The organism is Massilia sp. (assembly GCF_046293535.1).
In the GTDB taxonomy this organism is placed as follows: Bacteria; Pseudomonadota; Gammaproteobacteria; order Burkholderiales; family Burkholderiaceae_D; genus Telluria.
The window spans coordinates 77643-103201 of the sequence record NZ_JBKBOV010000004.1; the positions used below are offsets into that span (position 1 = coordinate 77643).

At 65.0% G+C, this 25559-nt stretch carries 24 protein-coding genes; 17 read left to right on the forward strand and 7 right to left on the reverse strand.

From position 1 onward, the window contains the following. The first annotated feature begins 185 nt into the window (after nt 1-185). Nucleotides 186-1379 (forward strand): UDP-galactopyranose mutase, encoded by a 1194-nt coding sequence (gene glf, locus ACK4S9_RS03735; protein ID WP_409721620.1) that lies wholly within the window; start codon nt 186-188, stop codon nt 1377-1379. 254 nt (nt 1380-1633) lie between these two features. Here the strand turns inward: glf and gloA are convergent, their stop codons facing one another. From gloA to ACK4S9_RS03750, 3 genes are all read right to left on the reverse strand, one after another. After that, nucleotides 1634-2047, reverse strand: coding sequence for a lactoylglutathione lyase (gene gloA, locus ACK4S9_RS03740; protein WP_409721622.1), 414 nt, complete (start codon nt 2045-2047; stop codon nt 1634-1636). Nucleotides 2048-2221: 174 nt separating this feature from the next. Then, the gene (locus ACK4S9_RS03745) at nt 2222-2653 is read right to left on the reverse strand and encodes an OsmC family protein (RefSeq protein WP_409721624.1); all 432 of its coding nucleotides are present in this window, start codon (nt 2651-2653) and stop codon (nt 2222-2224) included. A gap of 9 nt (nt 2654-2662) precedes the next feature. Next, the gene (locus tag ACK4S9_RS03750; RefSeq protein ID WP_409721627.1) at nt 2663-2983 is read right to left on the reverse strand and encodes a hypothetical protein; all 321 of its coding nucleotides are present in this window, start codon (nt 2981-2983) and stop codon (nt 2663-2665) included. Nucleotides 2984-3144: 161 nt separating this feature from the next. On the opposite strand from ACK4S9_RS03750, the gene ACK4S9_RS03755 reads away from it, so the two are divergent. The 12 genes from ACK4S9_RS03755 to ACK4S9_RS03810 all read left to right on the forward strand — a co-directional run bounded on the left by ACK4S9_RS03755 (nt 3145) and on the right by ACK4S9_RS03810 (nt 15158). Beyond that, a complete protein-coding gene (locus ACK4S9_RS03755) occupies nt 3145-4041 on the forward strand; it encodes a DUF3667 domain-containing protein (protein WP_409721630.1) in 897 nt (298 codons plus the stop codon). Between the two features lie 134 nt (nt 4042-4175). Continuing rightward, nucleotides 4176-5078: an NAD kinase gene (locus tag ACK4S9_RS03760; RefSeq protein ID WP_409721632.1), complete on the forward strand. Its 903-nt coding sequence runs from the start codon at nt 4176-4178 to the stop codon at nt 5076-5078. 41 nt (nt 5079-5119) lie between these two features. Next, complete coding sequence (recN, locus tag ACK4S9_RS03765) at nt 5120-6784, forward strand: DNA repair protein RecN (protein WP_409721635.1); 1665 nt, start codon at nt 5120-5122, stop codon at nt 6782-6784. 62 nt (nt 6785-6846) lie between these two features. Beyond that, the gene (locus tag ACK4S9_RS03770; RefSeq protein ID WP_409721880.1) at nt 6847-7479 is read left to right on the forward strand and encodes an ankyrin repeat domain-containing protein; all 633 of its coding nucleotides are present in this window, start codon (nt 6847-6849) and stop codon (nt 7477-7479) included. Between the two features lie 21 nt (nt 7480-7500). Beyond that, complete coding sequence (locus ACK4S9_RS03775; protein ID WP_409721638.1) at nt 7501-7962, forward strand: nucleoside deaminase; 462 nt, start codon at nt 7501-7503, stop codon at nt 7960-7962. Between the two features lie 89 nt (nt 7963-8051). Continuing rightward, nucleotides 8052-8480: an organic hydroperoxide resistance protein gene (locus ACK4S9_RS03780; RefSeq protein ID WP_409721641.1), complete on the forward strand. Its 429-nt coding sequence runs from the start codon at nt 8052-8054 to the stop codon at nt 8478-8480. Nucleotides 8481-8562: 82 nt separating this feature from the next. Next, nucleotides 8563-9666 (forward strand): ferrochelatase, encoded by a 1104-nt coding sequence (gene hemH / locus ACK4S9_RS03785; RefSeq protein ID WP_409721644.1) that lies wholly within the window; start codon nt 8563-8565, stop codon nt 9664-9666. Nucleotides 9667-10045: 379 nt separating this feature from the next. Beyond that, nucleotides 10046-10666, forward strand: a complete 621-nt coding sequence (grpE, locus tag ACK4S9_RS03790) for a nucleotide exchange factor GrpE (RefSeq protein WP_409721647.1) — start codon at nt 10046-10048, stop codon at nt 10664-10666. A gap of 90 nt (nt 10667-10756) precedes the next feature. Next, nucleotides 10757-12697: a molecular chaperone DnaK gene (gene dnaK, locus ACK4S9_RS03795; RefSeq protein WP_409721650.1), complete on the forward strand. Its 1941-nt coding sequence runs from the start codon at nt 10757-10759 to the stop codon at nt 12695-12697. 141 nt (nt 12698-12838) lie between these two features. Continuing rightward, on the forward strand, nt 12839-13960 hold the full coding sequence (dnaJ, locus tag ACK4S9_RS03800) for a molecular chaperone DnaJ (RefSeq protein WP_409721653.1): 1122 nt from the start codon (nt 12839-12841) through the stop codon (nt 13958-13960). A 156-nt stretch (nt 13961-14116) separates the two neighbouring features. Then, nucleotides 14117-14812, forward strand: coding sequence for a carbonate dehydratase (gene can / locus ACK4S9_RS03805; protein ID WP_409721656.1), 696 nt, complete (start codon nt 14117-14119; stop codon nt 14810-14812). After that, on the forward strand, nt 14775-15158 hold the full coding sequence (locus ACK4S9_RS03810) for a nucleotide pyrophosphohydrolase (protein ID WP_409721658.1): 384 nt from the start codon (nt 14775-14777) through the stop codon (nt 15156-15158). The genes can and ACK4S9_RS03810 overlap by 38 nt, the downstream gene beginning before the upstream one ends. Before the next feature lie 24 nt (nt 15159-15182). Here the strand turns inward: ACK4S9_RS03810 and ACK4S9_RS03815 are convergent, their stop codons facing one another. Next, nucleotides 15183-15713, reverse strand: a complete 531-nt coding sequence (locus ACK4S9_RS03815; RefSeq protein ID WP_409721661.1) for a hypothetical protein — start codon at nt 15711-15713, stop codon at nt 15183-15185. 94 nt (nt 15714-15807) lie between these two features. On the opposite strand from ACK4S9_RS03815, the gene ACK4S9_RS03820 reads away from it, so the two are divergent. Then, nucleotides 15808-17163: a S41 family peptidase gene (locus ACK4S9_RS03820; protein WP_409721664.1), complete on the forward strand. Its 1356-nt coding sequence runs from the start codon at nt 15808-15810 to the stop codon at nt 17161-17163. 41 nt (nt 17164-17204) lie between these two features. Here ACK4S9_RS03820 and ACK4S9_RS03825 read toward each other — a convergent pair whose 3' ends face one another. Further along, on the reverse strand, nt 17205-18812 hold the full coding sequence (locus tag ACK4S9_RS03825) for a methyl-accepting chemotaxis protein (RefSeq protein WP_409721666.1): 1608 nt from the start codon (nt 18810-18812) through the stop codon (nt 17205-17207). A 315-nt stretch (nt 18813-19127) separates the two neighbouring features. After that, nucleotides 19128-19769: a beta/gamma crystallin-related protein gene (locus ACK4S9_RS03830; protein WP_409721668.1), complete on the reverse strand. Its 642-nt coding sequence runs from the start codon at nt 19767-19769 to the stop codon at nt 19128-19130. 303 nt (nt 19770-20072) lie between these two features. On the opposite strand from ACK4S9_RS03830, the gene ACK4S9_RS03835 reads away from it, so the two are divergent. The 3 genes from ACK4S9_RS03835 (at nt 20073) to ACK4S9_RS03845 (ending at nt 23821) form a co-directional block, all read left to right on the forward strand. Beyond that, entirely contained in the window at nt 20073-20834 is a 762-nt protein-coding gene (locus ACK4S9_RS03835) for a gamma-glutamyl-gamma-aminobutyrate hydrolase family protein (protein WP_409721670.1), read from the forward strand. A 131-nt stretch (nt 20835-20965) separates the two neighbouring features. Further along, entirely contained in the window at nt 20966-22336 is a 1371-nt protein-coding gene (locus ACK4S9_RS03840) for a glutamine synthetase family protein (RefSeq protein WP_409721673.1), read from the forward strand. A 42-nt stretch (nt 22337-22378) separates the two neighbouring features. Further along, nucleotides 22379-23821 carry an aspartate aminotransferase family protein gene (locus ACK4S9_RS03845; protein WP_409721675.1) on the forward strand — a complete coding sequence of 481 codons (1443 nt, stop codon included), beginning with the start codon at nt 22379-22381 and terminating at the stop codon, nt 23819-23821. A gap of 149 nt (nt 23822-23970) precedes the next feature. On the opposite strand, the gene ACK4S9_RS03850 is transcribed toward ACK4S9_RS03845, so the two are convergent. Next, nucleotides 23971-25434 (reverse strand): sodium:solute symporter family protein, encoded by a 1464-nt coding sequence (locus ACK4S9_RS03850; protein ID WP_409721678.1) that lies wholly within the window; start codon nt 25432-25434, stop codon nt 23971-23973. Nucleotides 25435-25559 lie beyond the last annotated feature (125 nt).

Here is a 25559-nt window from a genome sequence, read left to right on the forward strand (position 1 = left end):
GAAAAAAGCCCGGACCTGGTGGTCCGGACTTTTTGCTTTGATGGTCGCGCTAATCCATTGATTTTAAATCATAATGATTGACGCACGACAAGTAATGCTACCGCGGGTTTTTTTGCAAAACTGATAAACTGACAACGGTAAGTACTCCCCACCAGCTCGGGTTCAGCAGAGCTCGCCTTCTTCTGGTGCCGAGTCAGAAATTCTATCCCCTAAGGAAAAACAACATGCAAAAGAACATTGCGATTGTCGGCGCCGGTTTTTCCGGGGCCGTCATTGCCAACCAGCTGGCACAAGCTGGGTACAAAGTCGAGATCTTCGAGTCGCGCCCCCATATCGCGGGCAACTGCCATTCGGAGCGTGACGCCGAAACCGGCGTCATGGTGCACGTCTACGGGCCGCACATCTTCCACACCGATATCGAGCGCGTCTGGGAATTCGTCAACCGCTACAGCCGCTTCATGCCTTACGTGAACCGCGTGAAGGCCATCACCAACGGCGCCGTTTACACGCTGCCGATCAACCTGCTCACCATCAACCAGTTCTTCGGCAAGACCTTCCGCCCGGCCGAGGCCCAGGAATTCCTGGCTTCGCTCGGCGACAAGTCGATCGAGAACCCGGTGACCTTCGAAGACCAGGCCCTGCGCTTCGTCGGCCGCGAGCTGTACGAAGCCTTCTTCAAGACCTATACCGTCAAGCAGTGGGGCATGCAGCCGACCGAGCTGCCGGCCAGCATTCTCAAGCGCCTGCCGGTGCGCTTCAATTACGACGACAACTACTTCGCGCACAAGTACCAGGGCATGCCGGAAGACGGCTACACCGCATTGGTCGAGAAGATCATGGACGTGCCGGGCATCACCCTGCACCTGAACACCAAGTTCGACCCGGCCAACAAGGGCGACTACGCGCACGTGTTCTACAGCGGCCCGATCGACGCCTGGTTCAAGCATTCCGAAGGCCGCCTGCCGTACCGCACGCTGGACTTCGAGGTGTTCCGCGACACCGGCGACTACCAGGGCAATGCCGTCATCAACTATTGCGACGACAGCCAGCCCTACACCCGCATCACCGAGCACAAGCACTTCTCGCCGTGGGAAAAGCACGAGAAGACCCTGATGTACAAGGAATACAGCCGCCAGTGCGAAGAGAAGGACATCCCCTACTACCCGATCCGCCAGGCGCGCGACAAGCAGCAGCTGGAACGCTACGTGAACGTGGCGCGCGAGGAGCCGAACGTGACCTTCGTGGGGCGCCTGGGCACCTACCGCTACCTCGACATGGACGTGACCATCAACGAGGCCCTGGCCACCGCGGACAAGTTCCTGGAGTGCGCGAAGAACAACGCGCGCATGCCGGCCTTCGCGATCGATCCGCTGGCGTAAAGCGGAGCGGTTTGCCGTAGGCGTGATCTGGTCCAGTGGACCAGATCACGCTTCGCCGTCCGCGCGTTCGACCAGCGGAAGAATAGCCGCGCTGCGTCTACTCAAACGTGATTGGAACGCGCGGTCGGCAGAGCCGACCACCCTGCAATGATTGGCGCTGACGCGATTCGATCATCTCCGCAATCGTCAGGATCGGGAAGCCGTGCAAGGCGGCGAACCGATCGATCTGCCCGGCAGAGCTTGCTGGGGGAGGTTTAGCTGCTCAGGCCGCCGCCCGCTTCGTGGTCCTTGCGCTCGATGAGCTCGACCTTGTAGCCGTCCGGGTCGGTGATGAAGGCGATCACGGTGGTGCCGCCCTTGACCGGGCCCGGCTCGCGCGTGATGTTGCCGCCCGCCGCGCGCACCCCGTCGCAGGTGGCGTAGATGTCCTCGGCCGAGATGGCGATGTGGCCGTAGGCGGTGCCCATGTCGTAGCTGTCGACGCCGTAGTTGTAGGTCAGCTCGAGTTCGGCGTGGTCCGGGTTGCTGCCGTAGCCGAGGAAGGCGAGCTTGTACTTGTACTCGGGATTGTCGCTGGTGCGCAGCAGCTGCATGCCGAGCACCTTGGTGTAGAAGTCGATGGAACGCTGCAGGTCGCCGACGCGAAGCATGGTGTGGAGGATGCGCATGGGGGTGTCTTTCTGGTGATTCGGAAAGCGCTCATTTTATGCGCTGGGCGCTGATCTTGCAGGGCGCGTCCGGATGCGCAGCAGCCGTTCGTGTACTGCTTGAACGCGTGGGCGGCGCGGAAGGAGCGGGCGGCTCCTGTCTTCAGGTGGAGCCGCCCACCTACAACAACCGTCTTAGTTCTCGAGACGCGAGGTCATCGTGATGTTCGCGTTAAGCAGCTTCGACACCGGGCAGTTTTCCTTGGCCGTGTTGGCCGCCTTGTCGAAGGCTTCCTGGCTGGCGCCCGGGATCTTCGCCACCAGGTCGAGGTGCACGGCGGTGATCGAGAAGCCGCCTTCGACCTTTTCCATCGAGACGGTGGCGGTGGTGCGCAGTTCCTGGGCCGTCAGGCCGGCCTGGCCGAGCTGGCCCGACAGCGCCATCGTGAAGCAGCCCGCGTGGGCCGCGCCGATCAGTTCTTCCGGGTTGGTGCCCGGGCCGTCCTCGAAGCGGGTGTTGAAGCCGTACTGGGTGTCCTTGAGCACGCCGCTCGCGGTCGAGATCGCACCCTTGCCGTCCTTCAGGCCGCCGCTCCAGACGGCGCTGCCGTTGCGTTTGATGGTCATGCGTCCTCCTTACAGGTTGTTCTTGTCGGATGTGTCGTTGGTGGTGTCGTGCCGGCGCATCGACTCGTTGTTGTGCGGCTGCGGCTTGGCCTGGCCGGTGGCGCCCGGGGCCGGGTCGACGGCGTTTTCCAGGCCGTCGGGATTGGTGCCGTACATGTCGGTGTTCACCAGGCCCTGCGCCATGTCCGAGGCGGCCTGTTCCATGACGCCGCGCGGTTCCTGGTCCTGCCCGTCCGGGCTTTCGTCGCGCTCGTGCGGCTGGCGCTTGACGCCATCGTTCTCGATCGGTGCTTTCGTGTTGACGAAGCGGTCTTTGGTTTCAGTCACCATATTGGCCTCCTTGTATTCCAGTTAACCCAATCCTAGCCGCCGCTTGCCGAAGCAGTCGCGCAATTGACGCCGAAGCGGCGACAAGGCGCCGACAATTGGAGATGCTTTTTTGCAACAAAAACCTTAATATGGCAATCTGGACAATATTGCATGCCCCGATCTTGACTGCCCACGCCTTCGACACCCACCAGCACGCCGGCTTTTGCAAGAACTGCGACGCCGCCATTTCCGGCAACTACTGCCATCAATGCGGGCAGGCGACCCACCTGCACGTGCCGAGCGCACGCGAATTCCTGCACGAATTCATCGCCCATTACGTGGCGCTCGAGGGCAAGCTGTGGCGCTCGCTCAAGCTGCTGCTGTTCAAGCCGGGTTTCCTGAGCCGCGAATACATCGAAGGCCGGCGCGTGCGCTACGTCGAGCCGCTGCGCCTGTACCTGACGTTCAGCATCATCTTCTTCGCCCTGTTCAAGATGAGCGGGGTGCAGATCGTCAATATCGGCAGCGGCAGCGACACGCCGCCGGCCGTGAGCGCGCCGGTCGCCGCCCAGCAGCCGCGGCGCGCCGGGGATACCGAGAGCTTCCAGGAATTCCAGGACAAGACCAAGCGCCTGCTCGGCCGCGCCAGCCCAAGGCTGGAGCAGGGAGCGGAGCGCTTCTTCGCCCTGTCGCCCAAGGAACGCAACGAGACGGCCAAGCGCGTATTCTTCAGCTATACCCCGTATGCGATCTTCCTGATGATGCCGGTGTTCGCGCTCTACCTGAAGCTGCTCTATCTTGGATCGGGGCGGCGCTATGGCGAGCACTTCCTGTTCGCCCTGCACAGCAATGCCTTCGCCTTTCTCATGCTGAGCCTGTTCATGGCGGCGGACGGCTGGGGCTTCGTGCGCCTGGTGCTGCTGACCTGGCTGGTGTTCTACCTGCCGACGGCGATGCGGCGCGTCTACGGGGGCGGCCGGATCACGACGGCGCTGCGCTGGATGGTCCTGATGGTGCTGCACCTGTTCACCCTGGTGACGGTGGTGTCGCTGGCGGTGGCGCTCGGGCTGCTGCTCTGATCTTGCCGGATGCCTTGGGCGCCCGTTATACTGTTTATTTGTACAGTCATCTGCGAGCGCCCACAGGGGCTCATATGGCAGACGCGGGGATAATCGGTTAATCTCCAAAGTCCCATCCCAACCGTCCAGGACCCATGTCAGTGTCGCCTGAAAAGCAACAAATCATCGCGCTCGTGGTGCGGCAAAACACGCCCGGCATCGAGGAGCCGGCCCGGCAGCTCACCGATTTCCTGAGCGGGGAGGGCTACCGCGTGGTGTTCGAGACCGATACCGCGGCCTACCTCGGTATCGAGGGCATCGAGGCCATGACGGTGGCCGAGATCGGCGCGCAGGGCAGCTACGCGGTGGTCATGGGCGGCGACGGCACCATGCTCGGCATCGCGCGCCAGCTCGCCAAATACGACATCCCGCTGATCGGCATCAACTCAGGCCGGCTCGGCTTCATCACCGACATCCCGCTCGACCGCATGGTGCCTGCGCTGCACGAGATCCTGCAGGGCCAGGCCGAGGCCGAGGAGCGCAGCCTGCTCGAAGCGCGCGTGGTGCGCGACGGCAGCGAGATCTTCTGCAGCGTCGCCTTCAACGACGTGGTCGTGGCGCGCGGCACCGGCGCCGGCATGGTCGAGCTCAAGCTCACCGTCGATGGCGAATTCATGTACAACCAGCGCGCCGACGGCTTGATCGTCTCCACGCCCACGGGCTCGACCGCGTATGCGCTGTCGGCCGGCGGCCCGCTGCTGCATCCGCGCGTGCAGGGCATCGTGCTGGTGCCGATCGCGCCGCACGCGCTGTCGAACCGGCCGATCGTCGTGCCCGAGTCCAGCGAGATCGTGGTGGAACTGGTGGCCGGGCGCGACATCAGCGTCAACTTCGACATGCAGACCTTCACCAGCCTGCAGCTGGGCGACCGCATCGTCATCTCGCGCTCGCCGCACACGATCACCTTCCTGCATCCGCGCGACTGGAGCTATTACCATACGCTGCGCGAAAAGCTGCACTGGAACGAATACCCGACCAATGAAGGCAAATTGACGTAATCCCGTCAAGAGCAGAGCAAAAACAGGAGACCCGATTTTTCATGCTGCGCACACTTACCATCCGTGATTTCGTCATTGTCGACGCCATCGAACTCGAGTTCGCGCATGGCTTCACGGTGTTCACCGGCGAGACCGGCGCCGGCAAGTCGATCCTGATCGACGCGCTGCAACTGGCGCTGGGCGGGCGCGGCGACGCAAGCATGGTGCGCGAAGGCGCGGCCAAGGCCGACATCACCGCCGAATTCACCCTGACCACGACGGCCGGCTCCTGGCTGCTGTCCAACGAGTTCCCGATCGACGAAGGCGTGGCCCTGATGCGCCGCGTGATCGACAATGCCGGGCGCTCCAAGGCCTGGATCAACGGCATCAGCGCCACCGCCGCGCAGCTGCGCGAGCTGGGCGACATGCTGGTCGACATCCACGGCCAGCATGCCCACCAGTCGCTGCTCAAGAGCGATGCGCAGCGCGACCTGCTCGACAACCAGATCGCCGTGCGCGATCCGGCCGCCAACGAAGAGGTGCTGGCCACCGCCACCGCCTACAAGGCCTGGCGCGCGTTGGTGCGCCAGCGCGAGGAATTCGAGAACGACGCGCGCAACGTACTGCTCGAGCGCGAACGCCTGGAGTGGCAGGTGAGCGAGCTCGACAAGCTGGCGCCGAAGGCCGGCGAATGGGCCGAGATCAGCAACGAACACAGCCGCCTGTCGCACGCGGCCAGCCTGCTCGAAGGCGCGCAGGAAGCGCTGCAGGCCATTTCCGAGGCCGACCATCCGATCCTGTCGCAGCTGTCCTCGCTCAATGCCAAGCTGGGCAAGCTGGTGGACGTCGACGCGCAACTGCAGGAAGTGCTCGACTGCATGGAGCCGGCCCGCATCCAGCTGCAGGAAGCGGTGTACGCCCTGAACAACTACATCGACAAGGTCGAACTCGACCCGGCGCGCCTGCGCGAAGTCGATGCGCGCATGGAAGCCTTGCACAGCGCCGCGCGCAAGTACCACGTGACGCCAGAAGAACTGCACGAGGAACATGCCGCGCTGGCCGCCAGGCTGCGCCAGCTGGCCGACGCCAGCGACCTGGAAGGCTTGCGCAAGCAGGAAGAGAAGGCCATGGCGGCCTACATGAAGGTGGCCGAGCGCCTGTCGAAACGGCGCCAGCAGGCGGCGGTGGAGCTGGGCAAGGGCGTCACGGCCGCGATGCAGGAGCTGAGCATGGGCGGCGGGCGCTTCGAGGTGGCGCTCAATCCCGGCGAACCGGGCGCGCATGGCCTCGAGCAGGTCGAGTTCCTGGTGGCCGGCCACACGGGCGTGGCGGCGCGGCCGCTGGCCAAGGTGGCCTCGGGCGGCGAACTGGCGCGCATCTCGCTGGCGATCGCCGTGATCACCGCGCACGCGACCACCACGCCGACCCTGATCTTCGACGAGGTCGATACCGGCATCGGCGGCGGCGTGGCCGAGGTGGTGGGGCGCCTGCTCAAGCGCCTGGGCCAGCAGCGCCAGGTGCTGTGCGTGACCCACCTGCCGCAGGTGGCGAGCCAGGCCAACCAGCACTTCCAGGTGGCCAAGGGCGCAACGAGCGAGGGCCGCACGGTCTCGCGCATCGACGTGCTCGACACCCGGGCGCGGGTGGAAGAGGTGGCGCGCATGCTGGGCGGGATCGAGATCACCGAGACCACGCGCAAGCATGCCAGGGAGCTGCTGGCTTCCTGAGACGCCGGCAATCGGGTCGGGAGGCCGCCATGAACACATCATCAGCTGCAATTGCCGTGGTAATGATTCTCGCGGGCACGCAGGCCTGCGCGGCGGAACCCGTGCAATCCTTACTGCTGCATGCGGCCGCCGCCCGCGACGATGTCGCAGCGCTGAAGCGCCTGCTGTCCCAGGGCGCCGACCTGGAGGCGCGTGACGCATCGGGCGCCACCGCCCTGCTGGTCGCGACGAAAGCGAACCGGATCGGCGCGGCCCGCGCGCTCATCGAGGCCGGCGCCGACGTCAATGCCAAGGACCGGATCAGCGACAGTCCCTACCTGTACGCCGGCGCCCGGGGACACCTGGAGATTCTCAGGATGACGCTGGCGCACGGCGCCGATCTGCGCAGCACCAACCGCTACGGCGGGACGGCCCTGATTCCGGCGGCCGAGCGCGGTCACGTCGATACCGTCAGGACGCTGGTCGAGGCCGGCGTGGCGGTGGACCACGTCAACCGCCTCGGCTGGACCGCCTTGCTGGAAGCGGTCATCCTGGGCGACGGTGGCGAGCGCCACCAGAAGATCGTGAACATCCTGCTCGCAGCGGGCGCCGATCCGAATCTTGCCGATCGCGAGGGCGTGACGCCCCTGCGGCACGCGCGTGCGCGCGGCTATCGCGAGATTGAAAACGCGTTACGGGCGGCCGGCGGGCGTTGAACTTCAGGAAAGGAGAAGCGCATGAACCAGGATACGGACTTTCTCCGGCAGGCCATCGCGCTGGCCTACGCCAATGCCGAACGGGGCGGGCGCCCCTTCGGCGCCGTCATCGTCAAGGACGGCAAGCTCATCGCCCAGGCGGTCAACGAGATCGTCGGCACCAAGGATCCCACCGCGCATGCCGAACTGCTGGCCATCCGGGCGGCCAGCCGCTACCTGGATTCGGCCAGCCTGGAAGGCTGTTCCGTCTTTGCCAGCGGACATCCATGTCCGATGTGCATGGGGGCGATGCGCATGGCCGGAATCGAGGCGGTCACCTATGCCTATTCCAACGAGGACGCCGATCCCTTCGGCCTGTCCACGGCCGAGGCGTACGCCGATCTCGCCAAGCCGTTCGAAGAACAGTCCATGAGGATCCGGCACCTGCCCGTGCGCCTCGAAGGCGAACCGGACTTGTACGCGCGCTGGCAGCAGCGCCGATAGACCATCCTGCCGATTTCAACATTCTGTGGCAAAGTGATAAACGTTCCGCGTCGGCGGACCTGTCCACAATCACACAGGAGGAATTTCGCATGAGCATCGAAAACGTGCTGTACCGCGCCCAGGCCACTTCGCAAGGCGGCCGTGAAGGCACCTCGAAAAGTTCCGACAACGTACTTGACCTGAAGCTGAGCACCCCGAAAGAACTCGGCGGCGGCGGCGGCTCCGGCACCAATCCCGAACAACTGTTCGCGGCCGGCTATTCGGCCTGCTTCCTGGGCGCGCTGAAATTCGTGGCCGGCAAGGAGAAGGTGACGCTGCCGCCGGACCTGAGCGTCACCGGCGAGGTCGGCATCGGCCCGATCCCGACCGGCTTCGGCATCGAGGTCGACCTCAGCATCAAGGCGCCCGGCATGGACGCAGCGCAGCTGAAAGACCTGGTCGACAAGGCCCATGTGGTCTGCCCGTACTCGAACGCCACCCGCAACAACATCGACGTACGCCTGCACACCAGCACCTGATGACCCGCTGTCGCTCCCTGTAAACACGCCAGGTTTGGGGCGCCAACTTATAATAGTGGCGTCCCTGTCACCATCGCCGCTCATGCCCTTCCGAAAAGAACCGCCTTTCCCCCACGGTACCGTGCCCTCCAGCGCCATCGTGCTGGTCAACCTGGGTACGCCGGACGAACCCAGCCGCAAGGCCGTCCGCCGCTACCTGAAGCAGTTCCTTTCCGACCCGCGCGTGGTCGAGATCCCGGCCAGGATCTGGTGGTTCATCCTGAACCTGTTCATCCTGCCATTCCGTTCCGGCCAGTCGGCCGCCAAGTACCGCACCATCTGGACCAAGGAAGGTTCGCCGCTCAAGGTGCACACCCAGAAGCAGGCGGCGCTGCTGGAAAAGACCCTCGTCGAGCGCGGCCATGAAGGCGTGCGGGTGGTGATGGCGATGCGCTACGGCTCGCCTTCGCTGCCCGAGGTGCTGGACGGCTTGCAGGCCGAGCACTGCCAGCGCATCGTGGTCCTGCCGGCCTATCCCCAGTATTCCGGCACCACCACCGCCTCGGTCTGGGATGCCGTCCATGCCCACTACGCGCAGGTGCGCAACATCCCCGAGCTGCGCCTGGTGCGTCACTACCACGACCACGAAGGCTACATCGAGGCGCTGCGCGAGCAGGTCGAATCGTATTGGGAAACCCACGGCCGCGGCCAGAAGCTGGTGATGAGCTTCCACGGCACGCCCAAGCGCACCCTGATGCTGGGCGATCCGTATTTCTGCGAATGCCAGAAGACCGCGCGCCTGCTGGCGGCCAGCCTGGGCATGGGCGCCGACGAGTATGTCGTCACCTTCCAGTCGCGCTTCGGCAAGGCCGAGTGGCTGCAGCCCTACACGGCCCCCACGGTGCAGGAACTGGCGCGCTCCGGCATCGAGCGGATCGACGTGATCTGTCCCGGCTTCACCAGCGACTGCCTGGAAACCCTGGAAGAGATCAATATGGAAGTCAGGCACGACTTCGAAGCCGCGGGCGGCAAGGAATACCACTATATTCCCTGCCTGAACGAATCGCCGGCCTGGATCACCGGCCTGGCCGAGATCGCCGAGCAGCACCTGATCGGCTGGCCGACCATCCTGACCCCGGCCCAGCGCGCCGCCCGGCGCCGCGACGCCCAGGTCGGCGCCCAGCACGCGGCTCAACTGGGCGCGTAAAGCTGCTTCTTGTCGACCTGTTAAAATAAACGGTTCAGCTTATGCGTGCCACGGCGCCGCACTGATGCCGGCATAGCACAGCCATGCCAGCACCGCGAGGGTGTACAGCACGACGGCGCCACTGATCAGTTGAAGTCTCATGATGTCTGCTCCCGGATCCTTGCGATGTTTACTGCAAGCTTGTCAGGAAGCGTAAGACTTTTCATTGAGAAATGATTCAGGGAAAGCGTAAATCTTGTAACAAATGATTTCTACTTTTTCATAAGGTGTACCGGAAATGCCCCTTGAAAATGTAGGACATCGCCCCATGTAGGGCCCTGTGTGTCAGGCAGGACACGTTACCAACTCAGGCAAGTCCTTGATTCTAGGAGTTTTTTCGATGCAAGACCAAGAAAACCAAGAGCTGTCCCAGCAGGGCAACGGCGCCGCACAGACGGGTGTCAACAGCGCCGATCCGGCAACTGCCGCCGCCGCGAACGAGGCTGCCCAGGCCAGCGCCGGCCAGGCCGGCGTGCCTCCGACGGCCGAGGCCTCGGTGCAGGCCGAGCTGGAAGCCCAGCTCAGCGCCACCGAAGCCAAGCTGGCCGAGATGCACGATGCCTTCATGCGTGCCAAGGCCGACGCGGAAAACATCCGCCGCCGCGCCCAGGAAGACGTCAGCAAGGCCCATAAATTCGCCATCGAAAGCTTCGCCGAGGCCATGGTGCCGGTGCGCGACAGCCTGGAAATGGCACTGAAAGTCGAGTCGCAGACGGTCGAAGCGATCCGCGAAGGCGTCGAAATGACGCTCAAGCAGCTGACCGCCGCGTTCGAGAAGAACCGCCTGGTCGAAGTGATGCCGCAGGCGGGCGAGAAGCTCGATCCGAACAAGCACCAGGCCGTGGCCGTGGTGCCGTCCGAGCAGGAAGCCAATACCGTGGTCGCCGTGCTGCAAAAGGGCTACATGATCGCCGACCGCCTGCTGCGTCCGGCCATCGTGACCGCGGCAGCGCCGAAGTAAAGCAGGAGCTGGATACTGCGCCCTTGAAAGGGCGTAGTTTTTCCCAATATTGACTCTATCCGAAACTACAGCATTCAAAAGGAAAACAACATGGGCAAGATCATCGGTATCGACCTGGGAACCACCAACTCCTGCGTCGCGATCATGGAAAACGGCCAGCCGAAGGTCATCGAAAACGCGGAAGGTGCGCGCACCACGCCGTCGATCATCGCTTACCAGGAAGACGGCGAGATCCTGGTCGGCGCGCCGGCCAAGCGCCAGGCTGTGACCAACCCGAAGAACACCCTGTTCGCGGTCAAGCGCCTGATCGGCCGCAAGTTCCAGGAAAAGGAAGTCCAGAAAGACATCTCGCTGATGCCTTACCAGATCCTGGCCGCCGACAACGGCGACGCCTGGGTCGGCGTGCGCGACAAGAAGCTGGCGCCGCCGCAGATCTCGGCTGAAGTCCTGCGCAAGATGAAGAAGACCGCCGAAGACTACCTCGGCGAAGAAGTGACCGAAGCCGTCATCACCGTGCCGGCCTACTTCAACGACTCGCAGCGCCAGGCGACCAAGGACGCCGGCCGCATCGCGGGCCTGGACGTCAAGCGCATCATCAACGAGCCGACCGCGGCCGCGCTGGCATTCGGCCTGGACAAGACCGACAAGGGCGACCGCAAGATCGCCGTGTACGACCTCGGCGGCGGCACCTTCGACGTCTCGATCATCGAGATCGCCGACGTCGACGGCGAGAAGCAGTTCGAAGTGCTGTCGACCAACGGCGACACCTTCCTGGGTGGCGAAGACTTCGACCAGCGCGTGATCGACTACATCATCGACGAGTTCAAGAAGATCAACGGCCTCGACCTGTCGAAGGACCCGATCGCCCTGCAGCGCATCAAGGCCTCGGCCGAGCGCGCCAAGATCGAACTGTCGTCGGCACAGCAGACCGAGATCAACGAGCCGTACATCGCCATGGCGAACGGCGCGCCGGTCCACCTGAACCTGAAGATCACCCGCGCCAAGCTGGAAGCCCTGGTCGAGGAACTGGTCGCCCGCACCATCGAGCCATGCCGCACCGCGATCAAGGATGCCGGCATCAAGGTCTCGGACATCGACGACATCATCCTGGTCGGCGGCATGACCCGCATGCCGAAGGTGCAGGAAAAGGTCAAGGAGTTCTTCGGCAAGGATCCGCGCAAGGACGTCAACCCGGACGAGGCCGTCGCCGTCGGCGCCGCCATCCAGGGCTCGGTCCTGTCGGGCGACCGCAAGGACCTGCTGCTGCTGGACGTGACCCCGCTGTCGCTGGGCATCGAAACCCTGGGCGGCGTGATGACCAAGATGATCCACAAGAACACCACGATCCCGACCAAGTTCTCGCAGGTGTTCTCGACCGCCGACGACAACCAGCCGGCCGTGACCATCAAGGTCTACCAGGGCGAGCGTGAGATCGCCGCGGGCAACAAGAGCCTGGGCGAGTTCAACCTCGAAGGCATCCCGCCGGCGCCGCGCGGCACCCCGCAGATCGAAGTGACCTTCGACATCGACGCCAACGGCATCCTGCACGTGGGCGCCAAGGACAAGGCCACCGGCAAGGAAAACAAGATCACCATCAAGGCCAACTCGGGCCTGTCGGAAGAAGAAATCCAGAAGATGGTGAAGGATGCCGAGCTGAACGCGGAAGAGGACAAGAAGGTCAAGGAACTGGCCGAAGCCCGCAACCAGGGCGACGCGCTGGTGCACTCGACCCGCAAGTCCCTGACCGAATACGGCGACAAGCTGGAAGCCGGCGAGAAAGAGAAGATCGAAGCGGCGATCAACGACCTGGAAGGCGCGCTCAAGAGCGGCGACAAGTCGGACATCGACGCCAAGACCTCGGCCCTGTCGACCGCGGCCCAGAAGCTGGGCGAGAAGATGTACGCCGACATGCAGGCGCAGCAGGCTGGCGCGGCAGGCGCGGGCGGTGCCCAGGCCAGCGGCGGCGAACAGCAGCCGCAGCAGGACGACGTCGTGGACGCGGACTTCAAGGAAGTGAAAGACGCGAAGTAATTCCCTGCGGGGACGGACGAGCTGGGTTACACTCGTCCGCTCCCTGTCACGGGACCCGCCGAGCCGCTGCGACCGTTTGGTTCCCCGGCTCGGTTTTTTTGCTCACACCGTTTTACCAGATCAACAAGCAAGGTGCCGCCAATGGCAAAGCGTGATTTTTACGAGATCCTCGGGGTCGCCAAGAACGCGTCGGAAGACGACATCAAGAAGGCCTATCGCAAGCTTGCGATGAAATACCATCCTGACCGCAACCCCGACAACAAGGAAGCGGAAGAGAAGTTCAAGGAGGTCAAGGAAGCCTACGAGATGCTGACCAATCCGGAAAAGCGCGAGGCCTATGACCGTTACGGCCATGCCGGCGTGGACCCGAACATGGGCGGCGGCGGCGGTTTCGGCGCGGGCGGCTTCGGCGATGCCTTCGGCGACATCTTCGGCGACATCTTCGGCGGCGGGCGCGGCCGCAGCTCGGGTCCGCAGGTGTACCGCGGCGCCGACCTGCGCTACAACCTCGAGATCACCCTGGAGCAGGCGGCCCACGGCTACGAGACCACCATCCGCGTGCCGAGCTGGGACAAGTGCGACACCTGCCACGGCAGCGGCGCCAAGCCGGGCACCTCGCCGGTGACCTGCACCACCTGCTCGGGCCACGGCCAGGTGCGCATGCAGCAGGGCTTCTTCAGCATCCAGCAGACCTGCCCGAAGTGCCACGGCAGCGGCAAGATCATTCCGGAACCGTGCGCGGCCTGCGGCGGCGCCGGACGCATCAAGCGCAACAAGACGCTGGAAGTGAAGATCCCGGCCGGCATCGACAACGGGATGCGCATCCGCTCGACCGGCAACGGCGAGCCGGGGACGAACGGGGGGCCGGCGGGCGACCTGTACGTCGAGATCCACATCAAGCCGCACCCGGTGTTCCAGCGCGAAGGCGACGACCTGCACTGCGAGATGCCGATCTCCTTCGCCAAGGCGGCGCTGGGCGGCGAGATCGAGGTGCCGACTCTGACCGGCAAGGTGTCGTTCACGGTGCCCGAAGGCACCCAGACCGGCAAGACCTTCCGCCTCAAGGGCAAGGGCGTCAAGGGCGTGCGCTCGGGCTACACCGGCGACCTGTTCTGCCACGTGGTCGTCGAGACCCCGGTCAAGCTGACCGACAAGCAGAAGGACCTGCTGCGCGAGTTCGAGCGCTCGACCACCGAGGGCGGGGCCAAGCACAGCCCGCAAAGCAAGGGCTGGATGGACAAGGTCAAGGACTTCTTCGAGTAAGAAGCCGCGAACGAAAAAAACCGCTGACGGCGCGAGCCCCAGCGGTTTTTTTGGGCCTCTGCCGCTCGCGTTACCGGGTTTGTAGGGTGGTCGGCTATGCCGACCACCCTACTGGTATACTTTCGTCCATTCAGCACGCATCAACCAGGGAAAATAATGGATAACAATACGACGGGCGTGAGCGCCGAAGAGCTCTTCGCGCGCAACCGCAAATGGGCCGCCTCGATGGTGGCCGAAGACCCGAATTTCTTCAAGGCGCTGTCGGAACAGCAGGCGCCGGAATACCTGTGGATCGGCTGCTCGGACAGCCGCGTGCCGGCCAACGAGCTGCTGGGCATGCTGCCGGGCGAGCTGTTCGTGCACCGGAACATCGCCAACGTGGTCGCGCATTCGGACCTGAACGCCCTGAGCGTGCTGCAGTTCGCGATCGATGTGCTGAAGGTCAAGCACATCATCCTGTGCGGCCACTACGGCTGCTCGGGCGTCGCCGCTGCGCTCACCGGCACCCGCGTGGGCATGGCCGACAACTGGCTCGGCCACGTGCGCGACGTGCGCGAGAAGCACGGCAAGTACCTCGGCAATGTGGTCGGCCGCGCCGCCGTCAACCGCCTGGTCGAACTGAACGTGGCCGAGCAGGTGATCAACGTGGCCCAGACCACCATCGTGCGCGACGCCTGGGAACGCGGCCAGCCGCTGACCATCCACAGCTGGGTCTACGGCGTGCACGACGGCCTGCTGCGCGACCTCGGCATCACGGTCAGCAGCTTTGATGAGATCGCGCCCAAGCTGCAGCGCGTCCTCACCGGCTACCTCGATGGAGACCAGGTGCGTGAAGAACGCCGTGGACAGTGATCTGACCCGCTTGCGCGACCTCGTCCGCGCCTTCGTGGACGAGCGCGACTGGGACCAGTTCCACACGCCCAAGAACCTGGCCTCGGCCCTGAGCGTCGAGGCGGCCGAGCTGCTGGAGCACTTCCAGTGGCTGCAGCATGGCCGGCCCGACGAGCTCGGCCCCGCCAAACAGATGGAGGTGCGCCACGAGATGGCCGACGTGCTGGTCTACCTGGTGCGCCTGGCCGACAAGCTCGACGTCGACCTGTTCGCGGCGGTGCAGGAGAAGATGGTGCTCAACCGGGAAAAATACCCGGCCGAGCAGGTGCGCGGCGATGCGCGCAAGTATTACGAGTACAAGAAGTAGGGACCTCATGGCCCCGGGCGGCGCTCAAGGAGAGTTTGCCGCTACTCGGCCGATCGCCGGCTCGGGACCGAGTTCCGGCTGGCCTTCCACATAGACGGCCTTCGCCTGGGCAGCCGTTTCGACGCTGCGCACCATATCCCAGATCGTCTTGTTCAGCCACTCTCCGGGTGTGCCCACCAGCCGGTTGGCGATATCGCCCGATAGCTGGATCAGGCCACCCTCGGTTTTCTGGAACACCGTGTAGGTGTCGAGTTGGTAGCCCTGCTTGTACTTGTAGAGGCAGGCAAACAGCGTCAGGTTGTTGGAATGGGTAACCGTTCGCACGGCGCGCGCGGTCCATACCGCGCCTTCGCACTGTGCCGTCTTCATCCCAGTGCTGCCGTTCTGCGTCGCCGCCAGCTGCAAGAGCGCGGCGGCGCCGGAATTTCCCATTCTGGTACTCATGTCGGCAGTGGTGAAGCGGCCGGGCTTGTCCGGCACCTCTACACCCAACTGTAGCGGTGTGTTCGAACTGACCCTGTAACAGTTGAGGGATAGACAGTTGCTGTCATGCATTCCGCTCCGCGAATCCTGCAGCCTGTCGCATCCTCCTCCTGCGACAGACTCCTCCCTTCGTAGAATCGCGCTATCGAACACAAGAGGAGAGTCCATGGTACGTCGCATCATCGCGGCCGCAGTCTGCGCGGCCTTGTCCGGGGCAGCGATCGCGCAAGGCGCGAAGGGAAGCGAAGCGCGCGAAGCGCTGCTGTTCGACTCGCCCGCACTCAGCTCGGCCTATCGCGAGGACATCAACGAGGACGAGAAGATCGCGGGCCTGTCGAAGTTCTGGTCCGAGGTGAAGTACAACTTCGTGTACGTCGACAAGCTCAAGGAGCTCGACTGGGACCGGCTTTATCTGGAGTACCTGCCGAAGGTGCGCGCCACCACCTCCACCGCCGAGTACTACCGCGTGCTGATGGAGCTGTGCGCCAAGCTGCAGGACGGGCATACCAACGTCTATCCGGGCCGCGAGCTGATCGACACCGCGATGGCGCGGCCCCTCATGAAGACCGAGCTGGTCGAGGGCAGGGTGCTGGTACGCGAGGTGTTCGACCCGGCCCTGGTGGCCGCTGGCGTGGCCCCGAATACCGAGATCGTCGAGGTCGACGGCGAGCCGGTGCTGCGTTACGCCCAGCGCGAGATCGCGCCCTACGTGAGCGCATCCACGCCGCAGGACCTGGCGCGCCGCGTGTACGGCTACCAGTTCCTGATGGGGCCGGTGGACCATGCGCCGCGCGTGGGCTATCGCAACGCCGACGGCAAGACCTTCGTGCTGGAAACCAGGCGCGTCGACTCGGCCAGTTTCGGCAAGGCAGCCCCCGGCAGGCCGCCGTTCGAGCTGCGCAAGCTGCCGGGGAACGTGGCCTATGTGGCCCTGAACGGCTTCGGCGACAGCCGGGCGGCCGACGCCTTCCTGGCGGCGTTCGGGCAGATCGCGTCCAGCGCGGCCCTGGTCATCGACCTGCGCAACAACGGCGGCGGCAATTCGAGCGAGGGCTACCGCGTGCTGGCCACCCTGACCGACAAGCCCTTCGCGACCGGCAAATGGGCCACGCGCCAGTACCTGCCGAGCTACCGCGCCTGGAAGCGTCCGATGCCCGACTTCGAAGGAAAGGCCGGCTCCTGGCAGCCGGACGGCAAGCGCCACTTCACCGGCCCGGTCGCGGTGCTGACATCAAGCGGCACCTACTCGGCGGCGGAAGACTTCATGGTGGCCTATGAAAGCATGGGGCGCGGCACTATCGTGGGCGAGGCCACCGGCGGCAGCACCGGCCAGCCGCTGATGATTTCCCTCCCGGGCGGCGGCATGGCGCGCATCTGCACCAAGGCCGACACCTATCCGGACGGGCGCGCCTGGGTCGGGCACGGCATCCAGCCGACCATCAAGGCGGCGCCGGCCGTGGCCGACCTGCGCCGCGGCCGCGACACCGTGCTGGAAGCGGCGCTGGCCGCGCTGAAGAAGTAGTCAAGCGCCGCGTCGGGGACGCAGCGCCGGTTCCGTCCCGTTCAAGCCAGCGCCAGCGCATGCGCTGGCGCATGCGCGCGGCGCGGCGCCGGCTGGCGCGCAGGCGCCGCGCCGTCCAGGCGGAACACGCTCACCACGTCCGCCAGGCGCGCGGACTGCTCCTGCAGCGATTGCGCGGCCGCCGCGGCTTCTTCCACCAGGGCCGCGTTCTGCTGGGTCACCGTATCCATCTCGCTGACGGCCTGGTTGATCTGGCCGATGCCCATCTCCTGCTCGCGGCTGGCCATCGTGATGTCGCCCATGATGTCGGTCACGCGCAGGACGCTGGTCACGATCTCGTCCATCGTCGAACCGGCTTGCGCCACCTGGCGGCTGCCCTCGCCGACGTTCGCCACCGAGGTATCGATCAGCGCCTTGATCTCCTTGGCCGCGTTGGCCGAGCGATGGGCCAGCGTGCGCACTTCCGATGCCACCACGGCAAAGCCGCGGCCCTGTTCGCCGGCGCGGGCGGCTTCGACCGCCGCGTTCAGGGCCAGGATGTTGGTCTGGAAGGCGATGCCGTCGATGACGCCGATGATGTCGACGATCTTGTCGGCGGACGCCTTGATCGCGCCCATCGTCACGACGACGTCGGCGATCACGGCGCCGCCGCGCCTGGCCACCTCGGACGCCGTCAGCGCCATCTGGTTGGCCTGGTGGGCGTTCTCGGCATTCTGGCGTACGGTGGTGGTCAGCTCCTCCATCGACGACGCCGTTTCTTCCAGGGAGCCGGCCTGTTGCTCGGTGCGCGCGGACAGGTCGAGGTTGCCCGTCGCGATTTCGGACGACGCGGTCGCGATGGTCTCGGTGCCGCTGCGCACCTGGCCGACGATGTTCCTCAGGCTGGCGTTCATTTCCTTCAGCGCCTCGAGCAGTTGGCCGGTCTCGTCGCGCGAGCCGACCTCGATGTGGCTGCTCAAGTCGCCGGCGGCGACCGTGCGCGCCACCTCGACGGCGCGCGCCATCGGCCGGGTGATCGAACGTGACATGGCCCAGCCGATGAAGGCGGCGAGCACCAGCGCCGCCACGCCCAGGGCGATCAGCCACAGGCGCGCCTGCGCATACTGTCGCTGGCCCGTCGCCTGGTCGTCGCGATTGTTCGACTCCTGAATGTCGATGACTTTCTGCATTTCCTCCTGCCAAAGGGTGACCGCCGGGATCACCTTCGAGGTCAGGAGCGCGTGGCTTTCTTCGTTGCTGTTGGCGCGTGCCAGCGCCCTGGTTTGCTCGATCAGCGGAGCGGCGCGTTCACGCGCGACGACGATGCGCTCCAGCGCCGCCTGCGTTTCGGCACGCGTCACCATCTGCGCCAGCTGGGCCGCAGCGCTGTCGTAGTCTTTCCAGGCAGCCCCGATGGCCTTGTCCACGGCTTCCATCTTGGCGTCGTCGGTCACCAGGATCAGGTCACGCATGTTGTACGAGATGCGGCGCTGCGCATCGCGCATGTCGTTGGCCTTGTCGAGGCGGACGTTATTGCCCTCGACGACATTCTCGATCAGGCTGTTCATGGTGGACATGTTGTAGAGGCCTGCGGCGAGGACGGCAAGGAGAATGGCGAGGACAGCGCCAAAGCCGAGGGCCAGGCGCTGGCCGATTTTCAGATTCTTCATTTTTTATGCTGGTGCGGGAAAGTAGGAGACGGGCTGGAGGTGCCCTTGTGACAATTGGTGAGTTTAGTAGGATCATTCCTACATAGCAACGACGAGTTACTTTCCATGTGGAAATTTAACAACGCACCATGTCAGAAATAAAATTTCATTAGGAGATAATAAATGAAATAATATTTCGCTCCCCGGCTGACTTGATGGATTCGGACGCGCAGGATGCTGCCGGCCGCGAGAAGAACCCGGCCGGACAGACGCGCGGCGACACGCGCGCGTACCGCGAAGACAGGAAGTAGCTGCCGCCGGAGCCGGCGGCGCGGATCAGCGCACCCTGCGCAGCGACGACACCATGCCGTCCAGGCCGCGCAGGGACGAATAGCGGCCCGGTCCGTAGACGATACAGCGCCCGCGGTAATCGTCGTGCTCGCAGACCTGCCATTCGCCTTCGCGTACGATCATCGAACCCGCGCGGTCGTTGAAATTGCGTGAACGCAGGCTGTGCGCATCGCTTCCCAGCATGATGCCGTCGCCGCCGAAATGGCGGTCGGCGAACAGCTCGACCGGCGGACCGCGGCGCTCGTCGTTGCGCGGGTCGCGCCGTCCCCAGCCGCCCTCGTCGTAGCGACGGTCCCTGTCGCGGTATCCGCCGCGTCCGCGTTCGCGCTCCAGCTCACGCAGCGAGGAAGCCTGGTCGTTGAAACCGTCGAACATCCGGTATTCGCCCGGCTCCAGCACGATGCAGCGGCCGCCGAAATCCTTGTGCTCGCAGATCTCCCAGGTGCCCGATCGAACGATGGCCGACGAGGCGCGGTCGTTGAATCCGATCCCGTCCAGGTTGGTGACCGGACCGCGCAGCGTCAGCGGACGGCCGCGGAAGTCCGCATCCGTGAACAGCGAGATTTCGCCGGCGGCGGCGTGGTGCATCGATGCCAGCAGGGCGAGGGCGGCGAGCAGGGCTTTCATCGTTTTCTCCATGAGATACGGGGCGCGGGCGCGATGCGCACCCGGCTTTCCTTCCATAACGCAAATGTACGTGGAAACGGTGCACCGCTGCTGTAACAGTTTGCTACCGCGGCCTAGCGTGTTGGCATGCTTGTCGAGTTACCGTTAAGCTTTTGCTATGAACACTAGGCAGATCAGCAGTAGGGAGTACGCTCCGGCCGCGTCGCATTGATCTGGCGCAGTTGATCTGAGTCATAGGCCACTCGCGCCCGGACCGGAATGCTCGTATCATGGTTTCGTGCGCTTCACGACAAGGTAGAGACCATGCGCCCCATCGTATTCGTCCCCGCATGCACGCGTGATTTCGGCGAACACCCTTATCACGCGGCCCAGCACAAGTATGTCGACGCCGTCGTCCTCGGCGCCGATTGCGCCCCCATGATCCTGCCCTCGCTGGGCGCTGCTCTGGACCTGGAAACCATGCTGGCCCTGTGCGACGGCATCATGCTGACCGGCTCGGCCTCGAACGTCCACCCCAGCTACTATTCCGAGGAAGTGCTCGACCCTTCGCTGCCGCAGGACCCGGCGCGCGACCAGACCACGCTGCCCCTGATCCGCGAGGCGGTCAAGCGCGGCATCCCGATCATCGCGATCTGCCGCGGCTTCCAGGAGATGAACGTGGCCCTGGGCGGCAGCCTGCACCAGGCGGTGCAGAGCGTGGCCGGCAAGTTCGACCACCGCGAGAATCCCGAACTCGGCATGGACGAGCAGTACGGCGACGCCCATAACGTCACGCTCACGCCGGGCGGTTGCCTCGAGCGCATGCTCGGGGTGCCGGAGATCCCGGTCAACTCGCTGCACGGGCAGGGCGTCAACGAACTCGCCCCCGGCCTGACGGTCGAAGCGGTAGCCGAGGACGGATTGGTCGAAGCCTTCTCGGTTTCCACCGCGCCCGGCTTCACGCTGGCGGTGCAGTGGCACCCCGAGTGGCGCATCCAGCACAACCCGTATTCGATGAAGATGTTCGGCGCCTTCGGCCAGGCCTGCCGCGAATACCAGCAGCAGAAACAACGGAGCGGCGCATGAGCAGCCACACCCCGGAGGCCGCCTTTCCCTTGGCCAGCGACGCCGTCCCATAGCTTTCCTGCCTGATGTGCGAGCGCACCCGGCCCGCGCCGGCCCTGCGCACTCGATCCGAACCAGACAGTGAGGCAATCATGGCAATCCGCGACAATTTTTCTTACACCGACATGGAGGAGTGGCTCAACGCGAAACGGGTCACCGAAATCGAATGCCTGGTCCCCGACCTGACCGGCGTCGCCCGTGGAAAAATCCTCCCCCGCGTGAAGTTCACCGAAGACCGCGGCATGCGCATCCCCGAAGTGGTGCTGGGCATGACCGTCACCGGCAACACCCCCGAGCGCGACGAATCCTATAACCGCGCCATCGCGGCCACCGACCGCGACATGATCCTCAAGGCCGACCCGACCACCATCACCATGGTGCCGTGGGCGGTCGACCCTACCGCCCAGGTCATCCACGACTGCTACTTCTCCGACGGCAGCCTGGTCGACTACGCGCCGCGCAGCGTGCTGCGCCGGGTGCTCAAGCTGTACGCCGAGCGCGGCTGGAAGCCGGTGGTGGCGCCCGAGCTCGAGTTCTACCTCACGGCCAAGAACATCGATCCGAATTTGCCGCTGTCCTCGCCGGTCGGCAGGAGCGGGCGCGCCGAGACCAGCCGCCAGGTCTACAGCATCGACGCCGTCAACGAATTCGACCCGCTGTTCGAGGACATCTACGACTACTGCGAGATGATGAACCTCGACGTCGACACCCTGATCCACGAGATCGGCGCCGGCCAGATGGAGATCAACTTCCTGCACGGCGACCCGCTCGGCCTGGCCGACAAGGTCTTCTACTTCAAGCGCACCCTGCGCGAGGCCGCGCTCAAGCACGAGATGTACGCCACCTTCATGGCCAAGCCGATGGCCGACGAACCCGGCTCGGCGATGCACGTGCACCAGAGCGTGGTCGACCTCGAGAGCGGCCGCAACATCTTCAGCAATTCCGACGGCACGCCCTCGATGGCCTTCCGCCACTACATCGGCGGCCTGCAGCGCTACATGCCCTCGGCCATGGCCATCATCGCGCCCTACGTGAACTCCTACCGCCGCATCGTGCGCCATTCGGCCGCGCCGATCAACCTGCAATGGGGCATGGACAACCGCACGGTGGGCTTCCGCGTGCCGGTGTCCGGCGCCCAGGACCGGCGCATCGAGAACCGCGTGATCGGCGCCGACGCCAACCCCTATCTCGCGCTGGCGGTCACCCTGGCCTGCGGCTACCTGGGCATGCTGGACGCGGTCGAGCCGGGCCGGATGGTCGAGGTCAGCGCCTACGACATGCCGGTCGAGCTGCCGCAGGGCTTGTCCGAGGCCATCACCCTGCTGCGCCGCGAAGACCGCCTGCGCGACGTGCTGGGAGAGCGCTTCATCGACGTGTATTCGGCGGTGAAGGACCTCGAGCACCAGGAATTCATGCGCGTCATCAGTCCGTGGGAGCGCGAGCACCTGCTGCTGCACGTCTGATGGGGGCGCCTGGCCCGGTTCACGAAAAGATGGGAGCCGATCATGACCACCAACACGCTGGGCGCGTCGGTGCGCGTCGCCGCACCGGACGGCTGCGAGACCTATGACACCCAGGAACTGCAGCGCCTCGACAGCGCGCACTTCCTGCATCCCTTCACCGACCACGCCGCGCTGAGGGAGCGCGGCGCGCGCGTGATCGTGCGCGCCGACGACGTCTACCTGTGGGATTCCGAGGGCAGGAAGATCATCGACGGCATGGCCGGCCTGTGGTGCGTGAACGCCGGCTACGGCCGCGCCAGCATCGCCGACGCGGTGCACGCGCAGATGCTGCAGCTGCCCTTCTATAACAGCTTCTTCAACACCACCAACGTGCCGGCGGTGAAGCTGGCGGCGCTGCTGGCGCGCATCGCGCCCCAGCAGTTCCAGCACGTCTTCTTCACCGGCAGCGGCTCGGAAGCGAACGACACCATCGTGCGCATGGTGCGGCGCTACTGGCAGCTGCTTGGTGAGCCCGATCGCGAGGTCATCATCAGCCGCCGCAACGCCTACCACGGCAGCACCATGGCCGGAGCCTCGCTGGGCGGCATGGCCGGCATGCATGCGCAGGGCGGGCTGCCGATTCCCGGCATCGTGCACATCGGCCAGCCCAGCTACGCCGAACACGGGCGCGGCATGAGCGAAGCCGCGTTCGGGCTGATGGCGGCCGGCTGGCTCGAAGAGAAAATCCTGGAAGCGGGTCCGGAGCGGGTGGCGGCCTTCATCGGCGAGCCGGTGCAGGGCGCGGGCGGCGTGATCATCCCGCCCGCGACCTACTGGCCCGAAATCGGGCGCATCTGCGCCAAGTACGACATCCTGCTGGTGTCGGACGAAGTCATCTGCGGCTTCGGGCGCCTGGGCACCTGGTTCGGCTGCGAACTGATGGGCTTCCAGCCCGACCTGATCGCGTTTGCCAAGGGCGTCACCTCGGGCTACGTGCCGCTCGGCGGGGTGCTGGTGGGCGGGCGGGTGGCGCACGTCCTGATCGAGAAAGGCGGCGACTTCAACCACGGCTTCACCTATTCCGGCCACCCCTCGGCCTGCGCGGCGGCGCTGGAGAACCTGCGCATCATCGAGACCGAAGGCCTGGTGCAGCGGGTGGCGCTGGAAACCGGCCCGCACCTGAAGTCGCGCTTCGCGTCGCTGGCGATGCACCCGCTGGTCGGGCATGCCGAGACCTGCGGCATGACGGCGGGCCTGAACCTGGTGCGGCGCAAGGGGGCGACGGTGCACGACTGCGAAGCCTTCCCGGCGGAGCAGGCGGTGGGGATGCTGTGCCGCAAGCACATGTTCGACAATGGGGTGATCATGCGCGCCGTGGGCGACCGCATGATCGTGGCGCCGCCGCTGTCGATCACGCGGGCGCAGATCGACGAGATGGTGGAGCGGATCGGGGTTTGCCTGGATTTGACGCTGGAGGAGGTGGTTTCGCGCGGCTGGATGAACTAGCTAAAGGTGCGCTGGCGAAATTGGGTTCCGGCCTACGCCGGAACGACGTGCTGAGGGTGCGAGCCAAGGGAATGCTTTCCCTGTCCACCAGCGTTGAAACCGTCGTTCCCGCGCAGGCGGGAACCCAATGTTGCTTGAGCAGTGTTAGCTCAGGCGCCCGCCCCAACGATATGCTTGGTCGGCTCCCCGCCATTGCGAACGAACTGCGGCGCCAGCGAGCCCACGAACATGCCCGCGAAGGCCGCCAGCAGCCCGGCCAGCTGGCCCGGGAAGTGCTCGCCCCAGGTGGTCACGCCTTCGAAGAACAGCAGCCACACCACGATGCCGGATGCGATCGACACGATCGCGCCCTGGGTGGTCGCGCGCTTCCAGTACAGGCCCATCACCAGCGGCACGAAGGCGCCCACCAGGGTCACCTGGTAGGCGCTCGACACCAGTTCGTAGATCGAGGTGCCTTCCATCGCGATCGCATAGGTCAGCACCAGGGCCGCGAAGACCACGATGGTGACGCGCATCGCCAGCAGGTTCTGCTTGTCGCTCATGCCCGGACGCAGGTTCTTGAGGATGTTCTCGACGAAACTGGTCGACGGCGCCAGCAGGGTGGCCGAGGAGGTGCTCTTGATCGCCGACAGCAGGGCGCCGAAGAACAGGATCTGCATCACCAGCGGCATCTTGGTCATGATGAAGGTCGGCAGCAGACGCTGGTAGTCGTTCTGGGCGAGTTCCAGCGCCGTATTGCCCATCACTACCACGGCCGCGGTGACGATAAACATCGGCACGAAGGCGAACAGGATGTAGCTGGCGCCGCCGATCACGGCGCCGGTGCGCGCGGTGGGCGCGTCCTTGGCCGACATCACGCGCTGGAACACGTCCTGCTGCGGGATCGAGCCGAACATCATGGTGACGGCCGCGCCCACGAAGAAGGCGATCTCGGTGAAGGTGGGCTCCGGCAGCACGCGCCACAGGTCGGCCTGCTGGGCCACCGCCAGCACCTTGTCGGCGCCGCCGGCCAGGTCGGCCGCGAAGAAGGCGATGAGGGCCAGGCCGATCACCAGCACGATCATCTGGACGAAGTCGGTGATCGCCACGGCCAGGAAGCCGCCCACCACCACGTAGACCAGCACCGCCAGGGTGCCGACCAGCATGCCCATGGCCGGCGACATGGCGCCGCCCGTCAGTACCGTGAACACCAGGCCCAGTGCGGTGATCTGCGCCGCCACCCAGCCCAGGTAGCTCAGGATGATCGCCACCGAGCAGAAGATCTCGATGCCCTTGCCGTAGCGCTGGCGGTAGTAGTCGCCGATGGTGAGCAGGTTCAGCTTGTACAGTTTCTTGGCGAAGAACAGGCCGACCAGGATCAGGCACATGCCGGCGCCGAACGGATCCTCGATGATGGCGTTCAGGCCGCCCTGCACGAACTTGGCCGGCACGCCCATGACGGTCTCGGCGCCGAACCAGGTTGCGAAGGTGGTGGTGATCACCATGATCAGCGGCAGGCTGCGGCCGGCCACGGCGAAGTCGGCGGTATTCTTGATCCGCGTGCCTGCCCACACCCCGAGCCCCAGCGTACCGAGCAGGTAAAGCGCGACGAAAACGATCAAAGTAGTATTCATGCGGTAGAGGCTCCGGGAGGAGAAAGTTATCGGGCGGAAAATCCGCGATTATAAATGCAGAAGTCGGCCACTGGATCAAGTTTGCTCGGATTTGTCGCCGGATGTTGCGTGGACGGGAAGCCATG